The 21305-nt window shown below is 60.8% G+C and carries 14 protein-coding genes and 1 other RNA gene; 9 read left to right on the forward strand and 6 right to left on the reverse strand.

The genetic code is table 11. The features are described from left to right. Positions 1 to 60: 60 nt before the first annotated feature. Complete coding sequence (locus NH234_RS10335; protein ID WP_007952029.1) at positions 61 to 405, forward strand: YggL family protein; 345 nt, start codon at positions 61 to 63, stop codon at positions 403 to 405. 61 nt (positions 406 to 466) lie between these two features. On the opposite strand, the gene NH234_RS10340 is transcribed toward NH234_RS10335, so the two are convergent. Beyond that, the gene (locus NH234_RS10340; RefSeq protein WP_367256425.1) at positions 467 to 1657 is read right to left on the reverse strand and encodes a benzoate/H(+) symporter BenE family transporter; all 1191 of its coding nucleotides are present in this window, start codon (positions 1655 to 1657) and stop codon (positions 467 to 469) included. 224 nt (positions 1658 to 1881) lie between these two features. Here NH234_RS10340 and NH234_RS10345 point away from each other — a divergent pair, with 224 nt between their 5' ends. Beyond that, positions 1882 to 2646 (forward strand): GntR family transcriptional regulator, encoded by a 765-nt coding sequence (locus NH234_RS10345; protein WP_064378756.1) that lies wholly within the window; start codon positions 1882 to 1884, stop codon positions 2644 to 2646. Positions 2647 to 2716: 70 nt separating this feature from the next. On the opposite strand, the gene guaD is transcribed toward NH234_RS10345, so the two are convergent. The 4 genes from guaD to xdhA form a co-directional block, all read right to left on the reverse strand. After that, positions 2717 to 4021, reverse strand: coding sequence for a guanine deaminase (gene guaD, locus NH234_RS10350; RefSeq protein WP_367256426.1), 1305 nt, complete (start codon positions 4019 to 4021; stop codon positions 2717 to 2719). A 13-nt stretch (positions 4022 to 4034) separates the two neighbouring features. Then, on the reverse strand, positions 4035 to 4892 hold the full coding sequence (gene xdhC, locus NH234_RS10355) for a xanthine dehydrogenase accessory protein XdhC (RefSeq protein WP_085732408.1): 858 nt from the start codon (positions 4890 to 4892) through the stop codon (positions 4035 to 4037). 126 nt (positions 4893 to 5018) lie between these two features. Further along, the gene (gene xdhB, locus NH234_RS10360; protein ID WP_085732409.1) at positions 5019 to 7412 is read right to left on the reverse strand and encodes a xanthine dehydrogenase molybdopterin binding subunit; all 2394 of its coding nucleotides are present in this window, start codon (positions 7410 to 7412) and stop codon (positions 5019 to 5021) included. Then, a complete protein-coding gene (gene xdhA, locus NH234_RS10365; protein WP_085732410.1) occupies positions 7405 to 8859 on the reverse strand; it encodes a xanthine dehydrogenase small subunit in 1455 nt (484 codons plus the stop codon). The genes xdhB and xdhA overlap by 8 nt, the downstream gene beginning before the upstream one ends. Before the next feature lie 266 nt (positions 8860 to 9125). On the opposite strand from xdhA, the gene NH234_RS10370 reads away from it, so the two are divergent. The 7 genes from NH234_RS10370 to NH234_RS10400 all read left to right on the forward strand — a co-directional run bounded on the left by NH234_RS10370 (position 9126) and on the right by NH234_RS10400 (position 20506). After that, entirely contained in the window at positions 9126 to 9785 is a 660-nt protein-coding gene (locus NH234_RS10370) for a GntR family transcriptional regulator (protein WP_065259722.1), read from the forward strand. A gap of 2 nt (positions 9786 to 9787) precedes the next feature. After that, entirely contained in the window at positions 9788 to 13276 is a 3489-nt protein-coding gene (smc, locus tag NH234_RS10375) for a chromosome segregation protein SMC (protein WP_085732411.1), read from the forward strand. Positions 13277 to 13534: 258 nt separating this feature from the next. Continuing rightward, positions 13535 to 14401: a cell division protein ZipA gene (gene zipA / locus NH234_RS10380; protein ID WP_064378762.1), complete on the forward strand. Its 867-nt coding sequence runs from the start codon at positions 13535 to 13537 to the stop codon at positions 14399 to 14401. Between the two features lie 87 nt (positions 14402 to 14488). Then, positions 14489 to 16846: an NAD-dependent DNA ligase LigA gene (gene ligA, locus NH234_RS10385; protein WP_367256427.1), complete on the forward strand. Its 2358-nt coding sequence runs from the start codon at positions 14489 to 14491 to the stop codon at positions 16844 to 16846. Positions 16847 to 16930: 84 nt separating this feature from the next. Then, the gene (locus NH234_RS10390) at positions 16931 to 18097 is read left to right on the forward strand and encodes a putative zinc-binding metallopeptidase (protein ID WP_367256428.1); all 1167 of its coding nucleotides are present in this window, start codon (positions 16931 to 16933) and stop codon (positions 18095 to 18097) included. 111 nt (positions 18098 to 18208) lie between these two features. Beyond that, positions 18209 to 18305, forward strand: an RNA gene (ffs, locus tag NH234_RS10395) — signal recognition particle sRNA small type. Positions 18306 to 18550: 245 nt separating this feature from the next. Beyond that, positions 18551 to 20506: a hypothetical protein gene (locus NH234_RS10400; RefSeq protein ID WP_367256429.1), complete on the forward strand. Its 1956-nt coding sequence runs from the start codon at positions 18551 to 18553 to the stop codon at positions 20504 to 20506. A 23-nt stretch (positions 20507 to 20529) separates the two neighbouring features. Here the strand turns inward: NH234_RS10400 and NH234_RS10405 are convergent, their stop codons facing one another. After that, positions 20530 to 21279, reverse strand: a complete 750-nt coding sequence (locus NH234_RS10405) for an ABC transporter substrate-binding protein (RefSeq protein WP_085732415.1) — start codon at positions 21277 to 21279, stop codon at positions 20530 to 20532. Positions 21280 to 21305: the final 26 nt, after the last annotated feature.

Below are 21305 nucleotides of genomic sequence, written 5' to 3' on the forward strand. Positions count from 1 at the left end.
GGCAATCGCCGCCTTAAACTGGTAAAGTGCCGGCCGTTATTACTTAAGAGGATTGTTCCAATGGCGACTAACCGTTCCCAGCGTCTGCGCAAAAAACTGTGCGTCGATGAATTTCAAGAGCTGGGTTTCGAACTGAACCTGGGCTTCAAAGAAGACCTGTCCGAAGAAGCCATTGACGCTTTCCTCGAAGCATTCATCAAAGAAGCCATGGAAGCCAACGGTCTGGGCTATGTCGGCGGCGACGACTTCGGTCTGGTTTGCCTGCAGAAGCGTGGTTCGGTTTCCGAAGAGCAGCGCGCTGCTGTTGAAGCCTGGCTGAAAACCCGCTCCGAGCTGACTTCTACTGAAATCAGCCCGCTGCTGGACGTTTGGTATCCGGAAAAGCCGATCAACGCGGCCAAGTGATACTGAAAAAAACGGCGACCTGAGGGTCGCCGTTTTTTTATGCCTGCGTTTTAACCAGGCCTCAGGCCTTGCGCCAGTTCAGAATCAGCAAGGTCAGCACCCCCGCGACAATCCCCCAGAAGGCCGAACCGATGGAAAACAGCGTCAGCCCCGACGCCGTGACCATGAAGGTGATCAGCGCCGCTTCCCGTTCCTTCACTTCGGTCATGGCAATGCTCAAGCCATTGATGATCGAGCCGAACAGCGCCAGCGCGGCGATCGACAGCACCAGCTCCTTGGGCAGAGCGGCAAACAACGCCGCCAGCGTGGCGCCGAACACCCCGGCAATCCCGTAGAAAACCCCGCACCACACCGCTGCCGTGTAGCGTTTGTTGCGATCCTCATGGGCATGGGGCCCGGTGCAGATCGCGGCGCTGATCGCTGCGAGGTTGATGCCGTGGGAACCGAACGGCGCCAACAGCAGCGAGGCAATGCCGGTGGTGGTGATCAAGGGCGAGGCCGGGACGTTGTAGCCGTCGGCGCGCAGCACGGCGACGCCAGGCATGTTCTGCGAGGTCATCGCTACCACAAACAACGGAATGCCGATGCTGATGGTCGCTGCGAGGGAGAAGTGCGGCGTGGTCCAGACCGGGGTTGCCACTTCCAGGTGAAAGCCGCTGAAATCCAACAATCCCATGAAGCCCGACAACGCAGTGCCGATCAGCAGCGCGGCAAGCACCGCATAACGCGGCGTCAGGCGTTTGACCAGCAGATAAGTGAAGAACATCCCCAGCACCAGGCCGGTGCGGTGCTGCGCGGCGACGAAAATTTCGCTGCCGATCTTGAACAGAATCCCCGCCAGCAACGCGGCCGCCAGAGAGGCCGGGATCTTTTTCACCAGACGTTCGAAGCTGCCGGTCAGGCCGCAGATCGTCACCAGCACCGCGCAGGTAATGTAGGCACCGATGGCTTCGCCGTAGGTGACGCCGCCCAGGCTGGTGATCAGCAGGGCTGCGCCGGGCGTCGACCAGGCAATGGTGATCGGCGTGCGATAGCGCAGCGACAGGCCGATCGAACACACCGCCATGCCGATGGAGATCGCCCAGATCCACGAGGAAATCTGCCCGCTGGTCAGGCCCGCGGCCTGCCCGGCCTGGAACATCAGCACCAGCGAACTGGTGTAACCGGTCATCATCGCGATGAATCCGGCGACGATGGCGGAGGGCGATGTGTCCGCGAAGGGGCGCAGTCGGGTGTGGGTGATTTCGTTCATGACAGCGGCGTTCCTTGTTCAAGCCACGGATTTCGGGTTTAAGCCTAAACTCAAACGTAACGATGCGTTGCAATACAGCCGAAGTCACAAACAGCCGTACAGTCGTGTTGCCACCTTCCATTGTGTACAATCGCGCTGTTTTTTACGCGATACTTGCCAGCGACCCACTGTGCCGTATTACAGTCACGGTCAATTCGCCGCAGTTCTTCCCGACTCGAGTGCCCATGAACGAACAGTTGCAACCCCTCAAGAAACAACCGCGAGCAGGCAAAGCCGGCCGCAGCGGAACCCAGGACGATATTGTCTATGCGCATATCTTCGAGGCTATCCTTGAACAGCGTCTGGCGCCCGGTACAAAGTTGAGCGAAGAAGCGCTGGGGGAAATTTTCGGGGTCAGCCGTACCATCATTCGCCGCGCACTCTCGCGCCTGGCCCATGAAGGCGTGGTGCTGTTGCGGCCGAACCGTGGCGCGGTGGTGGCGAGCCCGAGCGTCGAAGAGGCGCGTCAGGTGTTCCTTGCCCGGCGTCTGGTGGAGCGCGCTATCACTGAACTGGCGGTGCAGCACGCCACGGCCGAGCAGATCGCCGAACTGCGGCAGATGGTCAACGATGAACGCGACAGCTTCTCTCGTGGCGATCGCGGCGCTGGCATCCGCCTCTCGGGCGAGTTCCACCTGAAACTGGCCGAAGCGGCGAAGAACGCGCCGTTGATCAGCTTCCAGCGCAGCCTGGTTTCGCAGACGTCGCTGATCATCGCCCAATATGAAAGCGGCAACCGTTCGCACTGTTCCTACGACGAGCACACCCAATTGATCGACGCCATAGAAGCACGCAACGGCGAACTGGCGGTGGACCTGATGATGCATCACATGGATCACATCGACAGCAAGCTCAACCTCGACGAGGAAAGCGCTTCGGACGATCTGCATGCGGTGTTCTCGCATCTGTTGCAGACCAAGAAGCCGGGGCGCCCTGCGGCCAAGCTCTAAAGCGAATCGACAGGCAATAAAAATCCCCCGGACTGAAAAGTACCGGGGGGATTTTTTTGTCTGCAGAAAACTAACGCTGATGTACCAGCGCACCCGCCGCATAAGTCTGGGCAACGGTGCGGTCATCGCCCAGCGTCATCAGCACGAACAACGTCTCGGCAATATTGTTGGCCTGCTTCAAGCGGTAGCTCAGCAGCGGCGTGGCGTTGTAGTCCAGCACCAGGAAGTCGGCGTCGGAGCCCGGTTGCAGGTTGCCGATCTTGTCTTCCAGACGCAGCGCCCGCGCGCCGCCGAGGGTGGCCAGGTACAGCGACTTGAACGGGCTCAGGCGCGCACCTTGCAGCTGCATCACTTTGTAGGCTTCGTTCAGGGTCTGCAGCAGCGAGAAACTGGTGCCGCCACCGACGTCAGTCCCGAGGCCGACGTTCAGTTTGTGCTTCTCGGCCATCGGCAGGTTGAACAGGCCGCTGCCGAGGAAGAAGTTCGAGGTCGGGCAGAACGAAATCGCCGAGCCGGTTTCCGCCAGTCGTGCGCATTCGTCGTCGCACAGGTGCACGCCGTGGGCGAACACCGAGCGCTCGCCGAGCAACTGGTAGTGATCGTAGACGTCGAGGTAACCCTTGCGCTCCGGGAACAGCTCCTTGACCCACTCGATTTCCTTGAGGTTCTCGCTGATGTGGGTCTGCATGTACAGATCCGGATATTCGGTCAGCAACTGGCCGGCAAGGGTCAGTTGTTCCGGGGTACTGGTCGGAGCGAAACGTGGGGTGACGGCATAGTGCAGGCGACCCTTGCCGTGCCAGCGCTCGATCAGCGCCTTGCTGTCGACATAGCTGGATTCAGCGGTGTCGGTCAGGTAGTCCGGGGCGTTGCGGTCCATCATCACCTTGCCGGCGATCATCCGCAGGTCGAGCTTCTCGGCCGCTTCGAAGAACGAGTTCACCGATTGCGGGTGCACGCTGCCGAACACCAGTGCGGTAGTCGTGCCGTTGCGCAGCAGTTCCTTGATGAAAATGTCCGCCACTTCATCGGCGTGGGCCTTGTCGCCGAACTGGCTTTCGCACGGGAAGGTGTAGGTGTTCAGCCAGTCCAGCAGCTGTTCGCCGTAGGCGCCGACCATGCCGGTCTGCGGCAGGTGGATGTGGGTGTCGATGAAGCCCGGGGTGATCAGGGCATCCTTGTGATGCGTGATCTCGATGTCCGCCGGCAGGCTCGGCAGCAGTTCGCTGGCGTGGCCGAGGGCGCTGATCTTGCCGCCATCGACCACCAGCAGGCCGTCCTCGAAATACTCGTAGGAGGCTTCGATGCCAACCTCGGCAGGGTCGGCGATGCTGTGCAGGATGGCGGCGCGGTAGGCTTTGCGAGTCAGAGGCATGAGGGTTCTCTAATCAGTTTGAGGCTTTGAGTGTGGCGGCCTGACTGCGGCGCGAAACCGGCAGCAGTTTGGCAATCGGTTCGGCGCTGGCGGTGTGCTGGCCGAAATTGGCGTTATAGGTGGCGATGATCTCGCCGGCGATGGAGATGGCGATTTCCACAGGCAATTTGCCTTTGACTTCGCTGATGCCCATCGGGCAGCGCATGCGTTGCACGACGCTGGCGTCGAAGCCACGGTCACGCAGGCGGTGTTCGAACTTGGCGCGTTTGGTTTTCGAGCCGATCAGGCCGAACCAGGTGAAGTCGTTGCGCTTGAGGATCGCGGCGGTGAGTTCCAGATCCAACTGATGATTGTGGGTCATGACGATGCAGTAGCTGCCGGCGGGCAGGTCGTCGATTTCATCCGCAGGCTCCTCGGCGACGATTTTGCGCACGCCGTGGGGAATCTGCTCGGGGAATTCCTCTTCCCGGGAATCGATCCAGCGCACCCGGCAGGGCAGGCTGGCGAGCAAGGGTACCAGCGCGCGACCGACATGACCGGCGCCGAAAACGGCGATCTGCGCCTGCACCTGGCCCATCGGTTCGAACAACAGCACCGTGGCGCCGCCGCAGCACTGGCCCAGACTGGCGCCGAGGCTGAAGCGCTCAAGATGAGTGTCCTGCTTGCCGCTGGCGAGCATCTCGCGGGCGATCTGCATGGCTTTGTATTCCAGGTGCCCGCCACCGATGGTGTCGAACGTCTGGCGGGCGCTGACGACCATTTTCGAGCCGGCATTGCGCGGCGTCGAGCCGAGCTCTTCGATGATCGTCACCAGAACGCAGGGTTCGCCCTGGTTCTGCAGGTCGGCGAGGGCGTCGATCCAGTTGTACATATCTCACCTCTCAGATCGTTCCCACGCTCTGCGTGGGAATGCATCACTGGACGCTCCGCGTCCGCTGTTCAGGATGCGACGCAGAGCGTCGCGGGCTGCATTCCCACGCAGGCGTGGGAACGATCATCAAACAACCTCGGTTTCAGCTTCGACGGCCTTAACCGCCTTGAGCTGGCGCATCTGCTCGCAACCCCACAACACCCGCTCCGGGGTCGCCGGCGCGTCGATCTTCGGCTGATGCTTGTAGTCGCCGAGGCTGGCCACCGCATCCTTGATCGCGCACCACGCGGCGATACCGAGCATGAACGGCGGCTCACCCACAGCCTTGGAGTGAAACACTGTGTCTTCCGGGTTCTTGCGGTTTTCCACCAGTTTCACCCGCAGGTCGAGCGGCATGTCCGCCACGGCCGGGATCTTGTAGCTGGCCGGGCCGTTGGTCATCAGCTTGCCCTTGTTGTTCCAGACCAGTTCTTCCATGGTCAGCCAGCCCATGCCCTGGACAAAGCCGCCCTCGACCTGGCCGATGTCGATGGCCGGGTTCAGCGAGGCGCCGACGTCGTGGAGGATATCGGTGCGCAGCATCTTGTACTCGCCGGTCAGGGTGTCGACGATCACTTCGCAGCACGCCGCGCCAAACGCGAAGTAGTAGAAGGGCCGGCCACGGGCCTGGCTGCGGTCGTAGTAGATTTTCGGGGTCTTGTAGAACCCGGTGCTCGACAGCGAGACCTGATTGAAATACGCCAGCTGGATCAGCGCTTCGAAGGTCATGATGTGGTCGCGCACACGGACGTGGCCGTTGTGGAATTCCACGTCTTCTTCGCTGACCTTGTAATGCCGCGCCGCAAATTCAACGAGGCGTTGCTTGATGATTTCCGCCGCGTTCTGCGCGGCTTTACCGTTCAGGTCGGCACCGCTGGAAGCTGCCGTCGGCGAAGTGTTCGGCACTTTGTCGGTGTTGGTCGCGGTGATCTGCACGCGGTCCATTTCCACCTGGAACACTTCGGCCACGACCTGCGCGACTTTGGTGTTCAGGCCCTGGCCCATTTCCGTGCCGCCGTGGTTCAGGTGGATGCTGCCGTCGGTGTAGACGTGCACCAGCGCACCGGCCTGGTTGAGGAAGCTGGCGGTGAAGGAAATGCCGAATTTCACCGGGGTCAGCGCCAGGCCTTTTTTCAGGATCGGGCTGTTGGCGTTGTAGCGACGGATCGCTTCGCGGCGTTCGGCGTACTGGCTGCTTTCTTCAAGTTCGGCGGTCATTTCTTCGAGCATGTTGTGCTCGACAGTCTGGTAGTAATGGGTGACGTTGCGTTCTGTCTTGCCGTAGTAGTTGGCCTTGCGCACGGCCAGCGGATCGAGGTTCAGGTGACGGGCGATGGCGTCCATCACTTCTTCGATCGCGACCATCCCTTGCGGACCGCCGAAACCACGGTAGGCGGTGTTCGATGCGGTGTTGGTCTTGCAGCGGTGACCGTTGATGGTCGCATCGCCGAGGTAGTACGAGTTGTCCGAGTGGAACATCGCCCGGTCGACAATCGAGGCCGACAGGTCAGGTGAACATCCGCAGTTACCGGCCAGATCCATCGCAATCCCGTGCAGGCGCCCGGTGCTGTCGAAGCCGACGTCGTACTCGACATAGAACGGGTGACGCTTGCCGGTCATCAGCATGTCTTCGACCCGTGGCAGACGCATCTTGGTCGGCTGGCCGGTGAGGTGCGCGACCACTGCGCACAGGCATGCCGGGCTTGCGGCCTGGGTTTCCTTGCCGCCGAAACCACCGCCCATGCGGCGCATGTCGACCACGATCTTGTTCATGGATACGTCTAGGACCTCGGCCACCAGTTTCTGCACTTCGGTGGGGTTCTGGGTCGAGCAGTAGACGATCATGCCGCCATCTTCGGTTGGCATCACCGAAGAGATCTGGGTTTCCAGATAGAAGTGTTCCTGGCCGCCGATGTGCAGCGTGCCTTGGATTCGATGTTCAGCGGTGGCCAGGGCGTTGGCCGAATCGCCGCGCTGGTGGGTGTGGCTGTCGAGCACGAAGTGGCGTTTGCGCAGGGCTTCGACCACGTCGAGCACCGGTTCCAGATCTTCGTATTCGATGATCGCGGCCATCGCAGCCTTACGTGCGGTTTCCAGATCTTTCGCGGCCACGGCCAATACCGGTTGGCCGACGAACTGAACGTCATCGATGGCCAGCAGCGGATCGCCCGGCAGCAGCGGGCCGATGTCTTTCAGGCCCGGCACGTCTTCGTGGGTGATGGCGATGCGCACGCCTTCGAAGGCATAGCAGGGTTTGGTGTCGATGCTGATGATTTTCGCGTGGGCGCGATCCGACAACCGTGCGTAAACGTGCAACTGGTTGGGGAATTCCAGGCGGTCATCGATGTACTGCGCTTCACCGGACACATGCTTGGCGGCGCTGTCGTGCTTGACGCTGCGGCCGACACCGGTGGTCAGGTCCCTGGCGAACAATTCAGCCAGTTCAGCTTGTGTTTTCTCTACGCCGTGATGGTTAGACATAAGCGGTCACCCGAGTCTCGATGTGCGGTGTTTGCAGTTCGATGAAGTATTTGCGCAGCAGGTTCTGCGCGCTGAGCAGGCGATATTCCTTGCTGGCGCGGAAGTCCGAGAGCGGGGTGAAATCCTCGCCCAGCGCGGTGCAGGCGCGTTCGACGACAGCGTTGTTGAACGGCTGACCGAGCAACACGGCTTCGCAGTGAGCGGCGCGTTTCGGGATCGCGGCCATGCCGCCGAAGGCGACTCGGGCGTCGGTGATCACGCCGTTTTCGACGCGCAGGTTGAACGCGGCGCAGACGGCGGAGATGTCATCGTCCAGACGCTTGGAGACTTTGTAGGCGCGGAAGCGCTGCTCGGCCGTGGCACGAGGGACGATGATCGTCTCGATGAACTCGCTTTCCTGACGCGCGGTGACCCGGTAATCGATGAAGTAGTCTTCCAGGTTCAGCGTGCGGCGGGTTTCGCCCTTGCACAGCACGATCTGCGCGCCGAGGGCGATCAGCAGCGGTGGTGAGTCACCGATCGGCGAGGCGTTGCCGATGTTGCCACCAAGGGTGCCCTGGTTGCGGATCTGCAGGGAGGCGAAGCGGTGCAGCAGTTCGCCGAAGTCCGGGTACTCGGCGTTCAACGCTTCGTAGCAGTCGGAGAGGGCAGTGGCGGCGCCGATTTCAATGCGATCCTCGAAATGCTCGATGCGCTTCATTTCGGCGACGTTGCCGACGTAGATCATCACCGGCAGGGTGCGGTGGAACTGAGTGACTTCCAGCGCCAGATCGGTGCCGCCGGCCAGCAGGCGGGCTTGTGGATAAGCGTCATAGAGATCGGCCAGGTCGGCTACGGTCAGCGGCACCAGGCAGCGTTTGTCGCCGCTGTTGAGTTCGCCAATCGATGTCGGGGCAATGGCTTTGAGGCGGGCGATGGTTTCCGCTTCACGGGCGTCGAACTGATCCGGTTGCTTGCCGCAGCAGGATTGCTCGGCGGCGGCCAGAATCGGCCGGTAGCCGGTGCAGCGGCAGAGGTTGCCGGCCAGCGCTTCGTGGGCCTTGGCATGATCCGGTGCATCGCTGTTCTTTTGCAGGGCGAACAACGACATCACGAAGCCGGGGGTGCAGAAACCGCACTGCGAACCGTGGCACTCGACCATGGCTTTCTGCACGCTGTGCAGTTCGCCCTGGTGCTTGAGGTCTTCGACGCTGATCAATTGCTTGCCGTGCAGCGACGAAACGAAGGTCAGGCACGAGTTAAGGCTGCGATAGCGGATGTGCTCGCGGCCATCGTCATCCGTCTGCAACTCGCCGACCACCACCGTACAGGCGCCGCAGTCACCGCTGGCGCAGCCTTCTTTGGTGCCGGATTTGCCCACGTGTTCACGCAGGTAGTTGAGCACAGTCAGGTTCGGGTCCAGGGCGTGCTCGCTACGGAGTTCCTGGTTAAGTAAAAACTGGATCACGGAAGGCCTCGCAGACTCATTATTGTTGTTGAGCGACTTGAGCCGAATTTAGCAGGTCTGACTTTTCGGTCAATGGTTTTCTGACTTAAAGGTCAGGAAAAACTGTTTTGTCGCTCAACCACGTGTCTCTTCAGTATTGACCCTCATTGGATCAAGCGCTTTTTTGCGGGATTCGTGCCAAAAACCGCTGTGCGGGCACTCCGCCATGACCGCGCATTGCGCTACACTGCGCCGCTTGTGCAGATCGAAGAGTTTGAAGGACAACCATGACGTTCAAGGCGCCGGACAGCCTCGCCGAGCAAATCGCTCACCACCTCGCCGAACGGATCATTCGCGGCGAAATGAAGCCGGGTGAGCGCATTCAGGAACAGAAGGTCACGCTGGCGCTGAACGTCAGCCGCGGCTCGGTCCGCGAAGCCTTGCTGATCCTGGAGCGCCGTCATCTGATCGCGATCCTGCCGCGCCGCGGTGCCCACGTCACCGAGCTGACGGCGCACAAGGTGCAGAGCCTGTGCACGTTGATGAGCGAGCTGTACATCCTGCTCGGCAACGCAGTGGCCAATGGCTGGCAAGTCCAGGCCGACATGGCGCCGTTCGTGCAGATCCAGCAGCGTCTGACCGCCAGCTACGAGCGTCAGGACATCCGTACCTTCGTCGATGACAGCTTCAACGTGATGCGCGCCGCGTATCCGTTCGCCAACAACCCGTACCTGCAGGAAACCGTCGAAAACCTGCAACCGGCCATGAGCCGTGCATACTTCCTCGCGCTTGAACAGCGCAAGGCCGAGATGAGCGAGTTCCTCGAACTGTTCGAGCGCTTGCTGGCCGCCGTCCTCGCCCGTGACCTGCCGCAGATCCGCATCGTGCTGACGGCTTATGCCCAGCGCAGTTGCGATCTGGTGGTGTCCGCCCTGACGGTTGCCTGACCTTGCGCCTCAAGTGCATCAAACTGGCGGGGTTCAAATCCTTCGTCGACCCGACCACGGTGAACTTCCCCAGTAATATGGCGGCAGTCGTCGGGCCGAACGGTTGCGGCAAGTCGAACATCATCGACGCCGTGCGCTGGGTGATGGGCGAAAGCTCGGCCAAGAACCTGCGCGGCGAGTCGATGACCGACGTCATCTTCAACGGCTCGACCAGCCGCAAACCGGTGAGCCAGGCGAGCATCGAGCTGGTGTTCGACAACTCCGACGGCACGCTTTTGGGCGAGTGGGCGGCGTACGCGGAAATTTCGATCCGCCGCAAAGTGACCCGCGACAGCCAGACGACTTATTACCTCAACGGCGCCAAATGCCGTCGCCGCGACATCACTGACATCTTCCTCGGCACCGGCCTCGGCCCGCGCAGTTACTCGATCATCGAGCAGGGGATGATCTCCAAGCTGATCGAGTCTAAACCGGAAGACCTGCGTAACTTCATCGAAGAAGCTGCCGGCATCTCCAAGTACAAGGAGCGCCGGCGCGAGACCGAAAACCGCATCCGCCGTACCCACGAAAACCTTGCCCGTCTGACCGACCTGCGCGAAGAACTCGAGCGCCAGCTCGAACGCCTGCATCGTCAGGCTGAGGCGGCGAAGAAGTATCAGGAATTCAAGGCCGAAGAACGCCAGCTCAAGGCACAACTGTCGGCCCTGCGCTGGCAGGATCTGAACGATCAGGTCGGTCAGCGCGAGTCGATCATCGGCAACCAGGAAATCAGCTTCGAAGCCTTGGTCGCTGAGCAGCGAAATGCTGACGCAGCGATTGAGCGCCTGCGTGACGGTCACCATGACCTGTCCGAGCGCTTCAATCTGGTGCAGGGGCGCTTCTATTCGGTCGGCGGCGACATCGCCCGGGTCGAGCAGAGCATCCAGCACGGCCAGCAGCGTTTGCGCCAATTGCAGGACGATCTGAAAGAAGCAGAGCGCGCGCGCCTCGAAACCGAATCGCACCTGGGCCATGACCGCACCTTGCTGCTGACCCTCGGCGAAGAGCTCGATCAACTGACCCCCGAGCAGGAAATCACCAACGCCGCCGCCGAAGAGGCCGCCGCGGCGCTGGAAGATTCCGAAGCCGTCATGCACGGCTGGCAGGAGCAGTGGGACGCCTTCAACCTGACCGCCGCCGAACCCCGCCGTCAGGCCGAAGTGCAGCAGTCGCGCATCCAGCAGCTGGAAACCAGCATGGAGCGTCTGGCCGATCGGCAAAAGCGTCTGGGCGAAGAGCGGGCGTTGCTCTCGGCCGATCCGGAAGACGCGGCGATCATGGAGCTCAGCGAACAGCTCGCCGAGTCCGAAGCCACCCTTGAAGATTTGCAGACCAGCGAAGAAGCCCAAGTCGAAAAGCTTGAGCAACTGCGCCAGGAATTGCAGCAGGCGCTCACTGCACAGCAACAGGCGCAGGGCGATTTGCAGCGTTTGAACGGTCGCCTCGCATCCCTCGAAGCCTTACAGCAGGCCGCGCTCGATCCGGGTACTGGCACCGCCGAATGGCTGAAGGAGCACAACCTCGCCGAACGCCCGCGTCTGGCCGAAGGCCTGAAGGTCGAGGCCGGTTGGGAGCTGGCGGTGGAAACCGTGCTCGGCGCCGACCTGCAAGCGGTGTTGGTGGAAGACTTCGGCGGTTTCGATTTGTCCGGTTTTGCCCAGGGCGATCTGCGTTTGCTCAGCCCCGGCAACGACGGCGTGCGCGTGGCCGGCAGCCTGCTGGACAAGGTCGAGGCGCAGGTTGATCTGTCGCCATGGCTGGCTCAGGTCAAACCGGTCGACAGCCTTGAGCAGGCACTGGCCCTGCGTGGCCAACTGGCTGCCGGGCAGAGTTTGATCAGCCGTGACGGTTACTGGGTTGGCCGGCATTTCCTGCGGGTACGCCGCGCTAGCGAAGCCGAAAGCGGCATGCTCGCGCGCGGTCAGGAAATCGAAGCGCTGCATGCGGAACGCGAAGAGCGCGAAGCCACGGTCGAGGCCATGGAAACCCGTTTGCAGACTTTGCGCGCGCAACAGCGTCAGCAGGAAAACGGTCGCGAACATTTGCGTCGTTTGCTGCAAGACGAAGCTCGTCAGCAAGGCGAGCTGAAAGCTCAACTGTCCGCCGGTAAAGCCAAAGCCGAGCAGTTGAACCTGCGTCGCACCCGACTCGACGAAGAACTGGTCGAGCTCGCTGAGCAACGCGAACTGGAACACGAAAACATCGGCGAAGCGCGGATCCAGTTACAGGACGCCCTCGACGCCATGGCCCTCGATACCGAGCAGCGCGAGTTGCTGCTGGCCCAGCGTGACAGCCTGCGCGAACGCCTCGACCGCGTGCGTCAGGAAGCCCGTCAGCACAAGGATCATGCGCATCAGTTGGCCGTTCGCCTCGGCTCACTGCGGGCGCAACATGATTCGACACGACAGGCGCTTGAGCGTCTGGAAATGCAGGCCGAGCGTCTCACCGAAAAGCGTGAACAGCTCAGCCTCAATCTGGAGGAGGGTGAGGCACCGTTGGAAGAGCTGCGCCTCAAGCTCGAAGAGTTGCTCGACAAGCGCATGAGCGTCGACGACGAACTCAAGACCGCACAGATCGCCCTGGAAGACGCCGACCGCGAATTGCGCGACGCGGAAAAACGCCGGACCCAGGCCGAGCAGCAATCGCAATTGATCCGTGGCCAGCTCGAACAGCAACGCATGGAATGGCAAGCCCTGACCGTGCGCCGCAAGGCCCTGCAGGATCAACTGCTGGAAGACGGCTACGATTTGCACGGCGTGCTCAACACCCTGACCGCCGAGGCCAGCGAAAAGGAGGCCGAAGAAGAACTTGAACGCATCGCCGCGCGCATTCAGCGGCTGGGCGCGATCAACCTCGCGGCGATCGACGAATACACACAACAATCCGAACGTAAACGTTATCTGGATGCGCAGGACGCCGATCTGGTCGAAGCGCTGGAGACGCTGGAAAACGTCATCCGCAAGATCGACAAGGAAACCCGTAACCGTTTCAAAGATACCTTTGATCAGATCAATGGCGGTTTACAGGCGCTTTTCCCGAAAGTTTTCGGTGGCGGGCGCGCGTATTTGGAACTGACGGGCGAAGATCTACTCGATACAGGGGTGACGATCATGGCGCAGCCGCCCGGAAAGAAGAACAGCACCATCCATTTGCTCTCCGGCGGCGAAAAAGCCCTGACCGCACTGGCGCTGGTTTTTGCGATCTTCAAGTTGAACCCGGCGCCGTTCTGCATGCTCGATGAGGTTGACGCGCCACTGGATGACGCTAACGTTGGACGCTACGCACGATTGGTCAAAGAGATGTCGCAGACCGTACAGTTCATCTATATCACCCACAACAAGATCGCCATGGAAATGGCTGAGCAGTTGATGGGCGTAACGATGCACGAGCCGGGTTGTTCGCGACTGGTAGCCGTGGATGTCGAGGAGGCGATGGCGATGGTGGATGCCTGAGCCGGCGCTGTCGGAAAAGGTATTTGTAGTCTGTAGGACATATTTACCGGCTTCGGCTTGCTGGCCAATCGACATAATCGCGCAAGCCAATGAGACAGACGGTGTAAAGTTGTCTTTGGTCGTGCTAGTTTAATGTCAATTTTTCGTATACGTGGGCAAAACGCCTGTCAGAACATAGAGTTGGCGCCACGTTTTAAAGCGGTTTGCACATTGTAAACCCCTTATTTTTCAGCATTTTTTATAGAGGCACGGGATTACATGGAAATCGGTCTGCGCGAGTGGCTGATCGTCATCGGCATCATTGTGATAGCCGGTATTCTTTTCGATGGCTGGCGCCGTATGCGCGGCGGCAAGGGAAAACTGAAATTCCGTCTTGACCGAAGCCTGTCCAACCTGCCGGACGAGGACACCAGCGCTGAGCTGTTGGGCCCGGCCCGCGTGCTGGACACCCATAAAGAGCCGCAACTGGACGAACACGATCTGCCATCGGTGAGCATGCCGGCCCGCGAAGCACGAGAGCCTCGCGAATCCGGTTCCAAGCGCGGCAAGCGTGGCAGCAACGGTCCGGCCCAGGGCGACCTGAACCTCGATCTGGATCTGGACGGCGGTCCGAGCTTCAGCAGCCGCGATGATGATTTCGTCGAGCCTGCCGCCAAGTCGTCGCCGGCAGTGGCCGATAAAGATCAGCCGCAAGCCGAAGAAGTGCTGGTGATCAGCGTGATCTGCCGCGACCCGGCTGGCTTCAAAGGCCCGGCACTGTTGCAGAACATTCTGGAAAGCGGTCTGCGTTTCGGCGAGATGGACATTTTCCACCGTCACGAAAGCATGGCCGGCAACGGCGAAGTGCTGTTCTCCATGGCCAACGCGGTCAAGCCGGGCATCTTCGATCTGGACGACATCGACCATTTCAGCACCCCGGCGGTGAGCTTCTTCCTCGGCCTGCCAGGCCCGCGTCATCCGAAGCAGGCCTTCGACGTGATGGTCGCAGCAGCCCGCAAGCTGTCCCAGGAACTGAACGGCGAATTGAAAGATGACCAGCGCAGCGTCCTGACCGCGCAGACCATCGAGCACTACCGTCAGCGCATCGTCGAATTCGAACGTCGCGCCCTGACCCAGAAGCGTTGATTGAAAAGGTTGCCTCGCAATAAAGGGGCAATCGGCAAAATAGATTGAGCAGCCTCGGCTGCTCTTTTGCTTTATGAGAGAACACCCATGACTGCCGCCAAAGACCGCATTCTAGAGCTGCGCGCTGAACTCGATCAGCACAACTACCGTTACCACGTCCTCGATGAGCCGAGCATTCCGGATGCCGAGTACGACCGGTTGTTCCACGAGCTCAAGGCGCTGGAAGCGGCCAACCCTGAACTGATCACCAGCGACTCGCCGACCCAACGCGTCGGCAGCGTAGCATTGACCGCATTCACTCAGGTGCGTCACGAAGTGCCGATGCTCAGCCTCGGCAACGCCTTCGAAGAAAACGACATGCGCGAGTTCGACCGTCGGGTGACCGAAGGTCTGGACCTGCCGGCCGATGATCTGTTCGGCGGTGGCGCGGCGGTGGAATACAGCTGCGAGCCGAAACTCGATGGCCTGGCGGTCAGTCTGCTGTATCAGGATGGTGTGCTGGTACGCGGCGCCACGCGTGGCGACGGCACCACCGGCGAAGACATCAGCGTCAACGTGCGCACCGTGCGCAACATCCCGCTGAAGCTGCACGGCGAAGGCTGGCCGGCGACGCTGGAAGTGCGCGGCGAGGTGTTCATGTCCAAGGCCGGTTTCGAGCGTCTCAACGCCTCGCAACTGGAAATCGGCGGCAAGACCTTCGCCAACCCGCGCAACGCCGCCGCTGGCAGCTTGCGCCAGCTGGATTCGAAGATCACCGCCAACCGTCCGCTGGAGTTCTGCTGTTACGGCATCGGCCAGGTCTCTCACGATATTTCCGACACCCACATCGGCAACCTCAAGCAACTGCAAGCCTGGGGCATGCCGATCAGCCACGAACTGAAACTGGCCAAGGGCATTGGCGAATGCCTGGAGTACTACCGCGATATCGGTGAACGCCGTAACTCGCTGGCCTATGAAATCGACGGCGTGGTGTTCAAGGTCAACAGTATTGCCGACCAGCGCGAACTGGGCTTCCGCGCCCGCGAACCGCGCTGGGCCATCGCGCACAAATTCCCGGCCATGGAAGAGCTCACCGAACTGCTTGATGTGGAGTTTCAGGTCGGCCGCACCGGCGCCGTCACGCCTGTGGCGCGCTTGAAACCAGTGAAAGTTGCCGGCGTCACCGTGGCCAACGCCACGCTGCACAACATGGACGAAGTCGCCCGGCTGGGCCTCATGATCGGCGACACGGTGATCATTCGCCGCGCCGGTGACGTGATTCCGCAAGTGGTTCAAGTGGTCATCGAGCGCCGCCCGGAAGATGCGCGACCGGTGCAGATTCCCGAAAGCTGCCCGGTCTGCGGATCTCATGTCGAGCGCACGCAACTGGTCAAGCGCAGCAAGGGCAAGGAAACCATCAGCGAGGGCGCGGTGTATCGCTGTGTTGGCCGACTGGCCTGCGGTGCGCAGCTCAAGCAGGCGATCATTCACTTCGTTTCCCGTCGGGCGATGGACATTGAAGGCCTCGGTGACAAGAGCGTCGAGCAACTGGTGGACGAAGGTCTGGTAAGTTCACCTGCCGATCTTTACGCGCTGAAGTTCGACGACATCGTCGACCTCGAAGGCTTTGCCGAGGTGTCGAGCAACAAGTTGCTGGCCGCCATCGAAGACAGCAAGAAGCCGGGTCTGGCGCGGTTCATCTATGCGCTCGGCATTCCGGATGTTGGCGAGGAAACGGCCAAGGTGCTGGCGCGTTCGCTGGGTTCGCTGGAGCGCGTCCAGCAAGCCTTGCCGCAAGTGCTGACGTACTTGCCGGACATCGGCCTGGAGGTGGCGCACGAGATCCACAGCTTCTTTGAAGATGCGCACAACCAGCAGGTGATTACCGAATTGCTGGGCCATGGTTTGCAGATTCAGGATCAGGGCGAGCTGGGCGCCGAGTTTGCCGCAAGCACTACGCTGGGCGGCTTCCTCGACAAGTTGAACATTCCTTCGGTGGGCCCGGGCGGGGCGCAGAAACTGGCGGACAAGTTCGAATCGCTGGAAGGGGTGATGAACGCTGACTGGCTGGACATGCGCCAGGCATTGCCGGAGAAACAGGCCAACTCGGTTCGCGGGTTCTTCGCCTTGCCCGAGCATCGTCAACTGGCCGAAGACGCCGAGAAGCAGTTGCGTGATTTCGGCATGCACTGGCAGAGCGAAAAGAAAGTCGTCGAAGGCTTGCCGCTGGCCGGTGAGACCTGGGTGCTGACCGGCAAGGTCGAGCTGATGAGCCGCGACGTCGCCAAGGAGCATCTGGAAAGCCTCGGCGCCAAGGTCGCCGGTTCCGTGTCGGCCAAGACCCATTGCGTGGTCGCGGGGCCGGGCGCCGGGTCGAAACTGACCAAGGCCAACGAGCTGGGCGTGAAAGTGATGGATGAAGAGGCGTTTATCGCGTTCCTGAAAGGACACGGTATCAGCGCTTAACCGATGATCGTTCCCACGCAGAGCGTGGGAACGATCTGCGCGCAGGAATGATCTAGTCTTGGCAAGCCCCAGGGAGAGATCGCCATGTACCGCTTTTTCGAGCAGCTCAGTTCCCGCATCGTCGCGCCGTTCATGGGCGAATCCTCGCGCAACAGCAAAGTCTGGCCGTGCCGCTGCGGCCAGTCGCTGTTCTTTCGCAACAGCCAGTGCCTGGCCTGCAACGCGGCGCTGGGTTATCAACCGGAACACAGTCGGCTGACCTCGCTGCAACCCGGGCCGCAAGAGGGTACCTGGACGCTGGACGTCGATCCCGAAGCCGGGCTGTTTCGGCGTTGCGCCAACCTCGACACTCCGGCCGCCTGCAACTGGCTGCGGCCCGCCAACGATCACGACACCCTGTGCGCGGCCTGCGCTCTGAATCGCACCATTCCCGACTTGTCCGTCCCGGAAAACCCCGAGCGCTGGCGCAAGGTGGAAATCGCCAAGCGGCGACTGGTGGCGCAACTGATTGGCCTCGGCCTGCCGGTCATCCCGAAAACGGTCGATGAAGAAACCGGCCTGGCGTTCGATTTCATCGGTGTCGATCTGGAGGGCAATGCTCCCATGACCGGCCATGCCAATGGCTTGATCACCCTCGACATCGCAGAAGCCGACGACGCGCACCGCGAGCAGGTCCGGGCGCAGATGCACGAACCCTATCGCACGCTACTCGGGCATTTTCGCCATGAAGTCGGGCATTACTACTGGGATCGGTTGATCGCCAACGGCCCCTGGCTCGGTTCATTCCGGAACCTCTTCGGCGACGAACGCGCCAGTTATGCCGAGGCGCTGGAGCGGCATTATCAACAGGGCGCGCCGGCGGACTGGTCGCAGCATTACGTCAGCGCCTACGCCACCATGCACCCGTGGGAAGACTGGGCGGAAACCTGGGCGCATTACCTGCACATGATGGACGCGGTCGATACGGCGCTGAGTTTCGGCATGAGCGCCCGGGAGATGGATCTCGACTATCAGCCGTTTCCGTCGAGCACGCTGTACGACCCCGAGCATCCCGGCGGCGCTGCGTTCCTGTCGTTCGTCAATGCGTGGATCGAACTGGCGGGCATGCTCAACGAACTGTCGCGTAGCATGGGCCAGCCTGATTTCTATCCGTTCGTCCTGCCGCCAGCGGCAATCGCCAAGCTGCACTTCATTCATCTGGTGATCCAGCAAGAGGGCGGCCGTGCGGACGAGGTGCTTCAGGCGCAATAGCAAGTGCTTGAAGCCCTTCATATTTTTTATCTGCAACCAGCGGTTGTAACTTCGTCTCAGATAGGTACAATGGCGCGGCTCGCCGACAGGCGAGTGTCGTTATGGTGACCCTATCGGTCCCCCCGCAACGATTACCCGTGAACCTGGTCAGAGCCGGAAGGCAGCAGCCATAGCGGGAACATTGTGTGCCGGGGTGTGGCTGGTAGGGTTACCACCTTAACGAACGCCAAACGAATCAACACCGAACTGCATGGGTTTCGCCCACTGCGGTTTTTTTATGCCTGCGATTTGGCGTTCGAATCAGCACAACCTGTGGGAGCGAGCCTGCTCGCGATGACGCCGACACGGGGTAATCATTTGCTCTTCAATCCCGCATACTCGCAGCCACCGAACTAAATGAAGAGTCTGGCCAGGAACAACCTTGTAAGGTCTGCATCCTGACCGCGAGGTTTTATGCTCCCCGAACATTCCGATTTATCCAGCCCTGTGTTTTTGCCCGTCACGGATGAAACCTGCGCGAACCTGTTGCAGGCGAGTGGCACCAAAGCCCTCGAAGCCCTGACCGATCCGGAATTGGCGGCAGTGCTGGTCATCCAGAATCTGGTGCAGACGACAGAGCAGGATCTCGGCGCCGTGGCGGCAGAAAAAATTCTGGCCAAGCTCTTGTCCTGGGCTGCCGAAAAGCGGCAGTCAACAACGGCAGGCCTGCTGTCGGAAGCACAGCGACTGTTCGATCCGCGCAAACTGTATTTCGGCCTGAAAGTTCTCAAACCACTGAACCTGCGTTTCCTGCTGCCCGAAGAAGTGTCCGCACGCGACTACTTGTTGCCCGATGGTCAGTGGGATTTCGAATACAAAGTCCGGCGTCATCGCAGCCATGACCCGTTCAGCCAGCCGATAGTGACGCCCCGTTACCGCGAGCGCTGGTTGAGCCCGGCACAGGACAAACTGGTCAGAACCTTCCGCGCCAACCTGGACGAAGACCTCCACGTTCAAGGTTACGCGGGGATCGGCAAAAGCCATCTGCTGGTGGCGTTGCTGGAGCATCTACGCCCGGAAAAGACTCTGTTGCTGGCGCGCACCCCGGCCAAACTGGAGGTGCTTCGCCAGCGGATGGTGGGGCCGAGCGAGAAGAAGGCCGGCAAGACCTTCCTGGCGTTTGCGCAGTCGCTGATGCTCGGGCACAGACCTCAGGCGCAGGGAGGGCGAATCCCGACCCGGCAGGCGCTGGCGCAGGAACTGAATATCTTCGGTTTTCGTCATCACGACGGGCAGGCGACTCTTGAACTCTGCCTCAAAGTGATCGAACGCTACTGCCGCTTCCGCGATCACACCTTTTCGGCGAAGCATCTGCCGCATTTCAACCAGCCGCTCTCCAGCGTCGAAGCTCAGGTGTTGCTGGAGTATTCGAGCCGGGTGTGGGGCTACCTTGAGCTCAATCCGGCATGGGGCAGCCAGACCGGGTTCGAAGCGCTGCTGGTGATCAAACGGGCCTGCATTGCCGGTTGCGTGGTGCCGGCGCGCTATACCCATGTGCTGATCGACGAGAGTCAGGACATTCCCGGGTCGTTGTTGCAGATCATCGAACGTGGTCGCCAGGTGTTGATCACCCTCGGCGACGAGTATCAACAGGCCAGCGGCGTGCCAGTCAAGCGCCACCGAGAGGTTCGCCAAAGCGATATCAGCTATTCCGTGCGCTCGGGCCGCAATGTCGAACGGCTGGTCAACCCGCTGATCGCCCGGCACTCGCAGAAGGGCAAGATTCCGTTCGAAGGCGCCAGTGATGCTGACGTCGTTATCAAGGAATACCCGGAAGGCTTCGTGCCGTCAGAAGGTTGCGTGGTGCTGACGGCATCGCCGTGGGACACCATGATCTGGGCCATCCACCTGCACGATTCCAACTGCAAGTTCAGATTCCCGGACAAGCTAACTCAGGATGATCTGAAGCATTTCATGGCCACTGCCATCGAGTTGTTCAAACCGGAATTCTACCGTTCCGAATTCAGCGAAAACGGCGTGCATCCGTACTTCAGCGACTTGCCCGACTGGCAAGCGGTGTGCGACGCGAACCGGTTCGACGAGTCGTTTCTGCGGGTCAGGGCCAAGCTGGAAAACGGCTTCATGATTGCCGATCTGACACGCCTGAACCGAATGATCGACAACACTGGCAACGGCTGCATGCTGATGCTGGCGGAAGAGGCGGGGGGAATGGAGTTCGACAAGGTTCTGCTGACTCCCGGCCTGCTGACCAATGAGAAATTCAAGGATGCCTATGCGTTCGATCAGCGGATCTGCGCCGTGTACATCGCCATTTCCCGCGCCAGGCTGAAGCTTTACGTGCCGTACGATGTGGTTGCCTGGGTCGAATATCACGAATACCAGAAATTCCGCGATACGGCGGGGCACTGATTATTCGGCTCGTTTGCGCAGGGTCATGGGGCGCTTTCGGGGGCGCCGGTATACAACCGGATAATGTCATCAATCTCCCCCGACATTTTCATCCGCAGCAACGTTCTCAATATCCGCTGCACCGGCACGACCGGGTCGTTGCGGACGTAGCAACCGACCTGCTGCTCCTGCAACACCGCCACCCCTTGCAGTTGTTGCCCCGGCAGCAGGCGCTGGTTGAACCAGTCCAGTGTCCATTGGTTGCTCACGGCGTAGCGGTATCGGCCGGCCAGCAGCTTGTCCAGCACCTGTTCCTGGTTGCGCGCGTCTTCGCGCCATAAGCGGTCGGCGTCGAACAGTGGTTGCAAGGTAGGATAGCTGTAGCCGAGCACGGTGCCGATCGACTGGCGGGGCAGGTGGGCCGGATCGACGCTGGAGGGTTGATCCTGGCGGCTGATCAGCAGATCACGCTGGAAAAAAAGCGGAATGCTCCAGATGTAATCACCGGACTGGTTCGGCAGCCAGGATTGCGCGGCATAACAGCGCACGTCGACTTCGCCGTGTTCCATGGCGTTCTGCACCCGGGTGCGGGGCAGGACGTGAAACTCTGCTGGCATGCCGACCTGGGTCGCGAGGCTGAGCATCATGTCGTAAAGAATGCCTTGGGTCGGTCGGCCACGTTCATATTGCACCAGCGGCATCGCCCAGCTGTCGGCCATGGCAAAACGCAGCGGCGGCTGCGCGGCCATCGCGTTCAGGCTGATTCCCAGTATTGCCCCCACGGCCCACCGCATAAATGCTCCGGTAATTCCCGTTCCCG

It is taken from the genome of Pseudomonas sp. stari2 (genome assembly GCF_040760005.1).
GTDB lineage: Bacteria > Pseudomonadota > Gammaproteobacteria > Pseudomonadales > Pseudomonadaceae > Aquipseudomonas.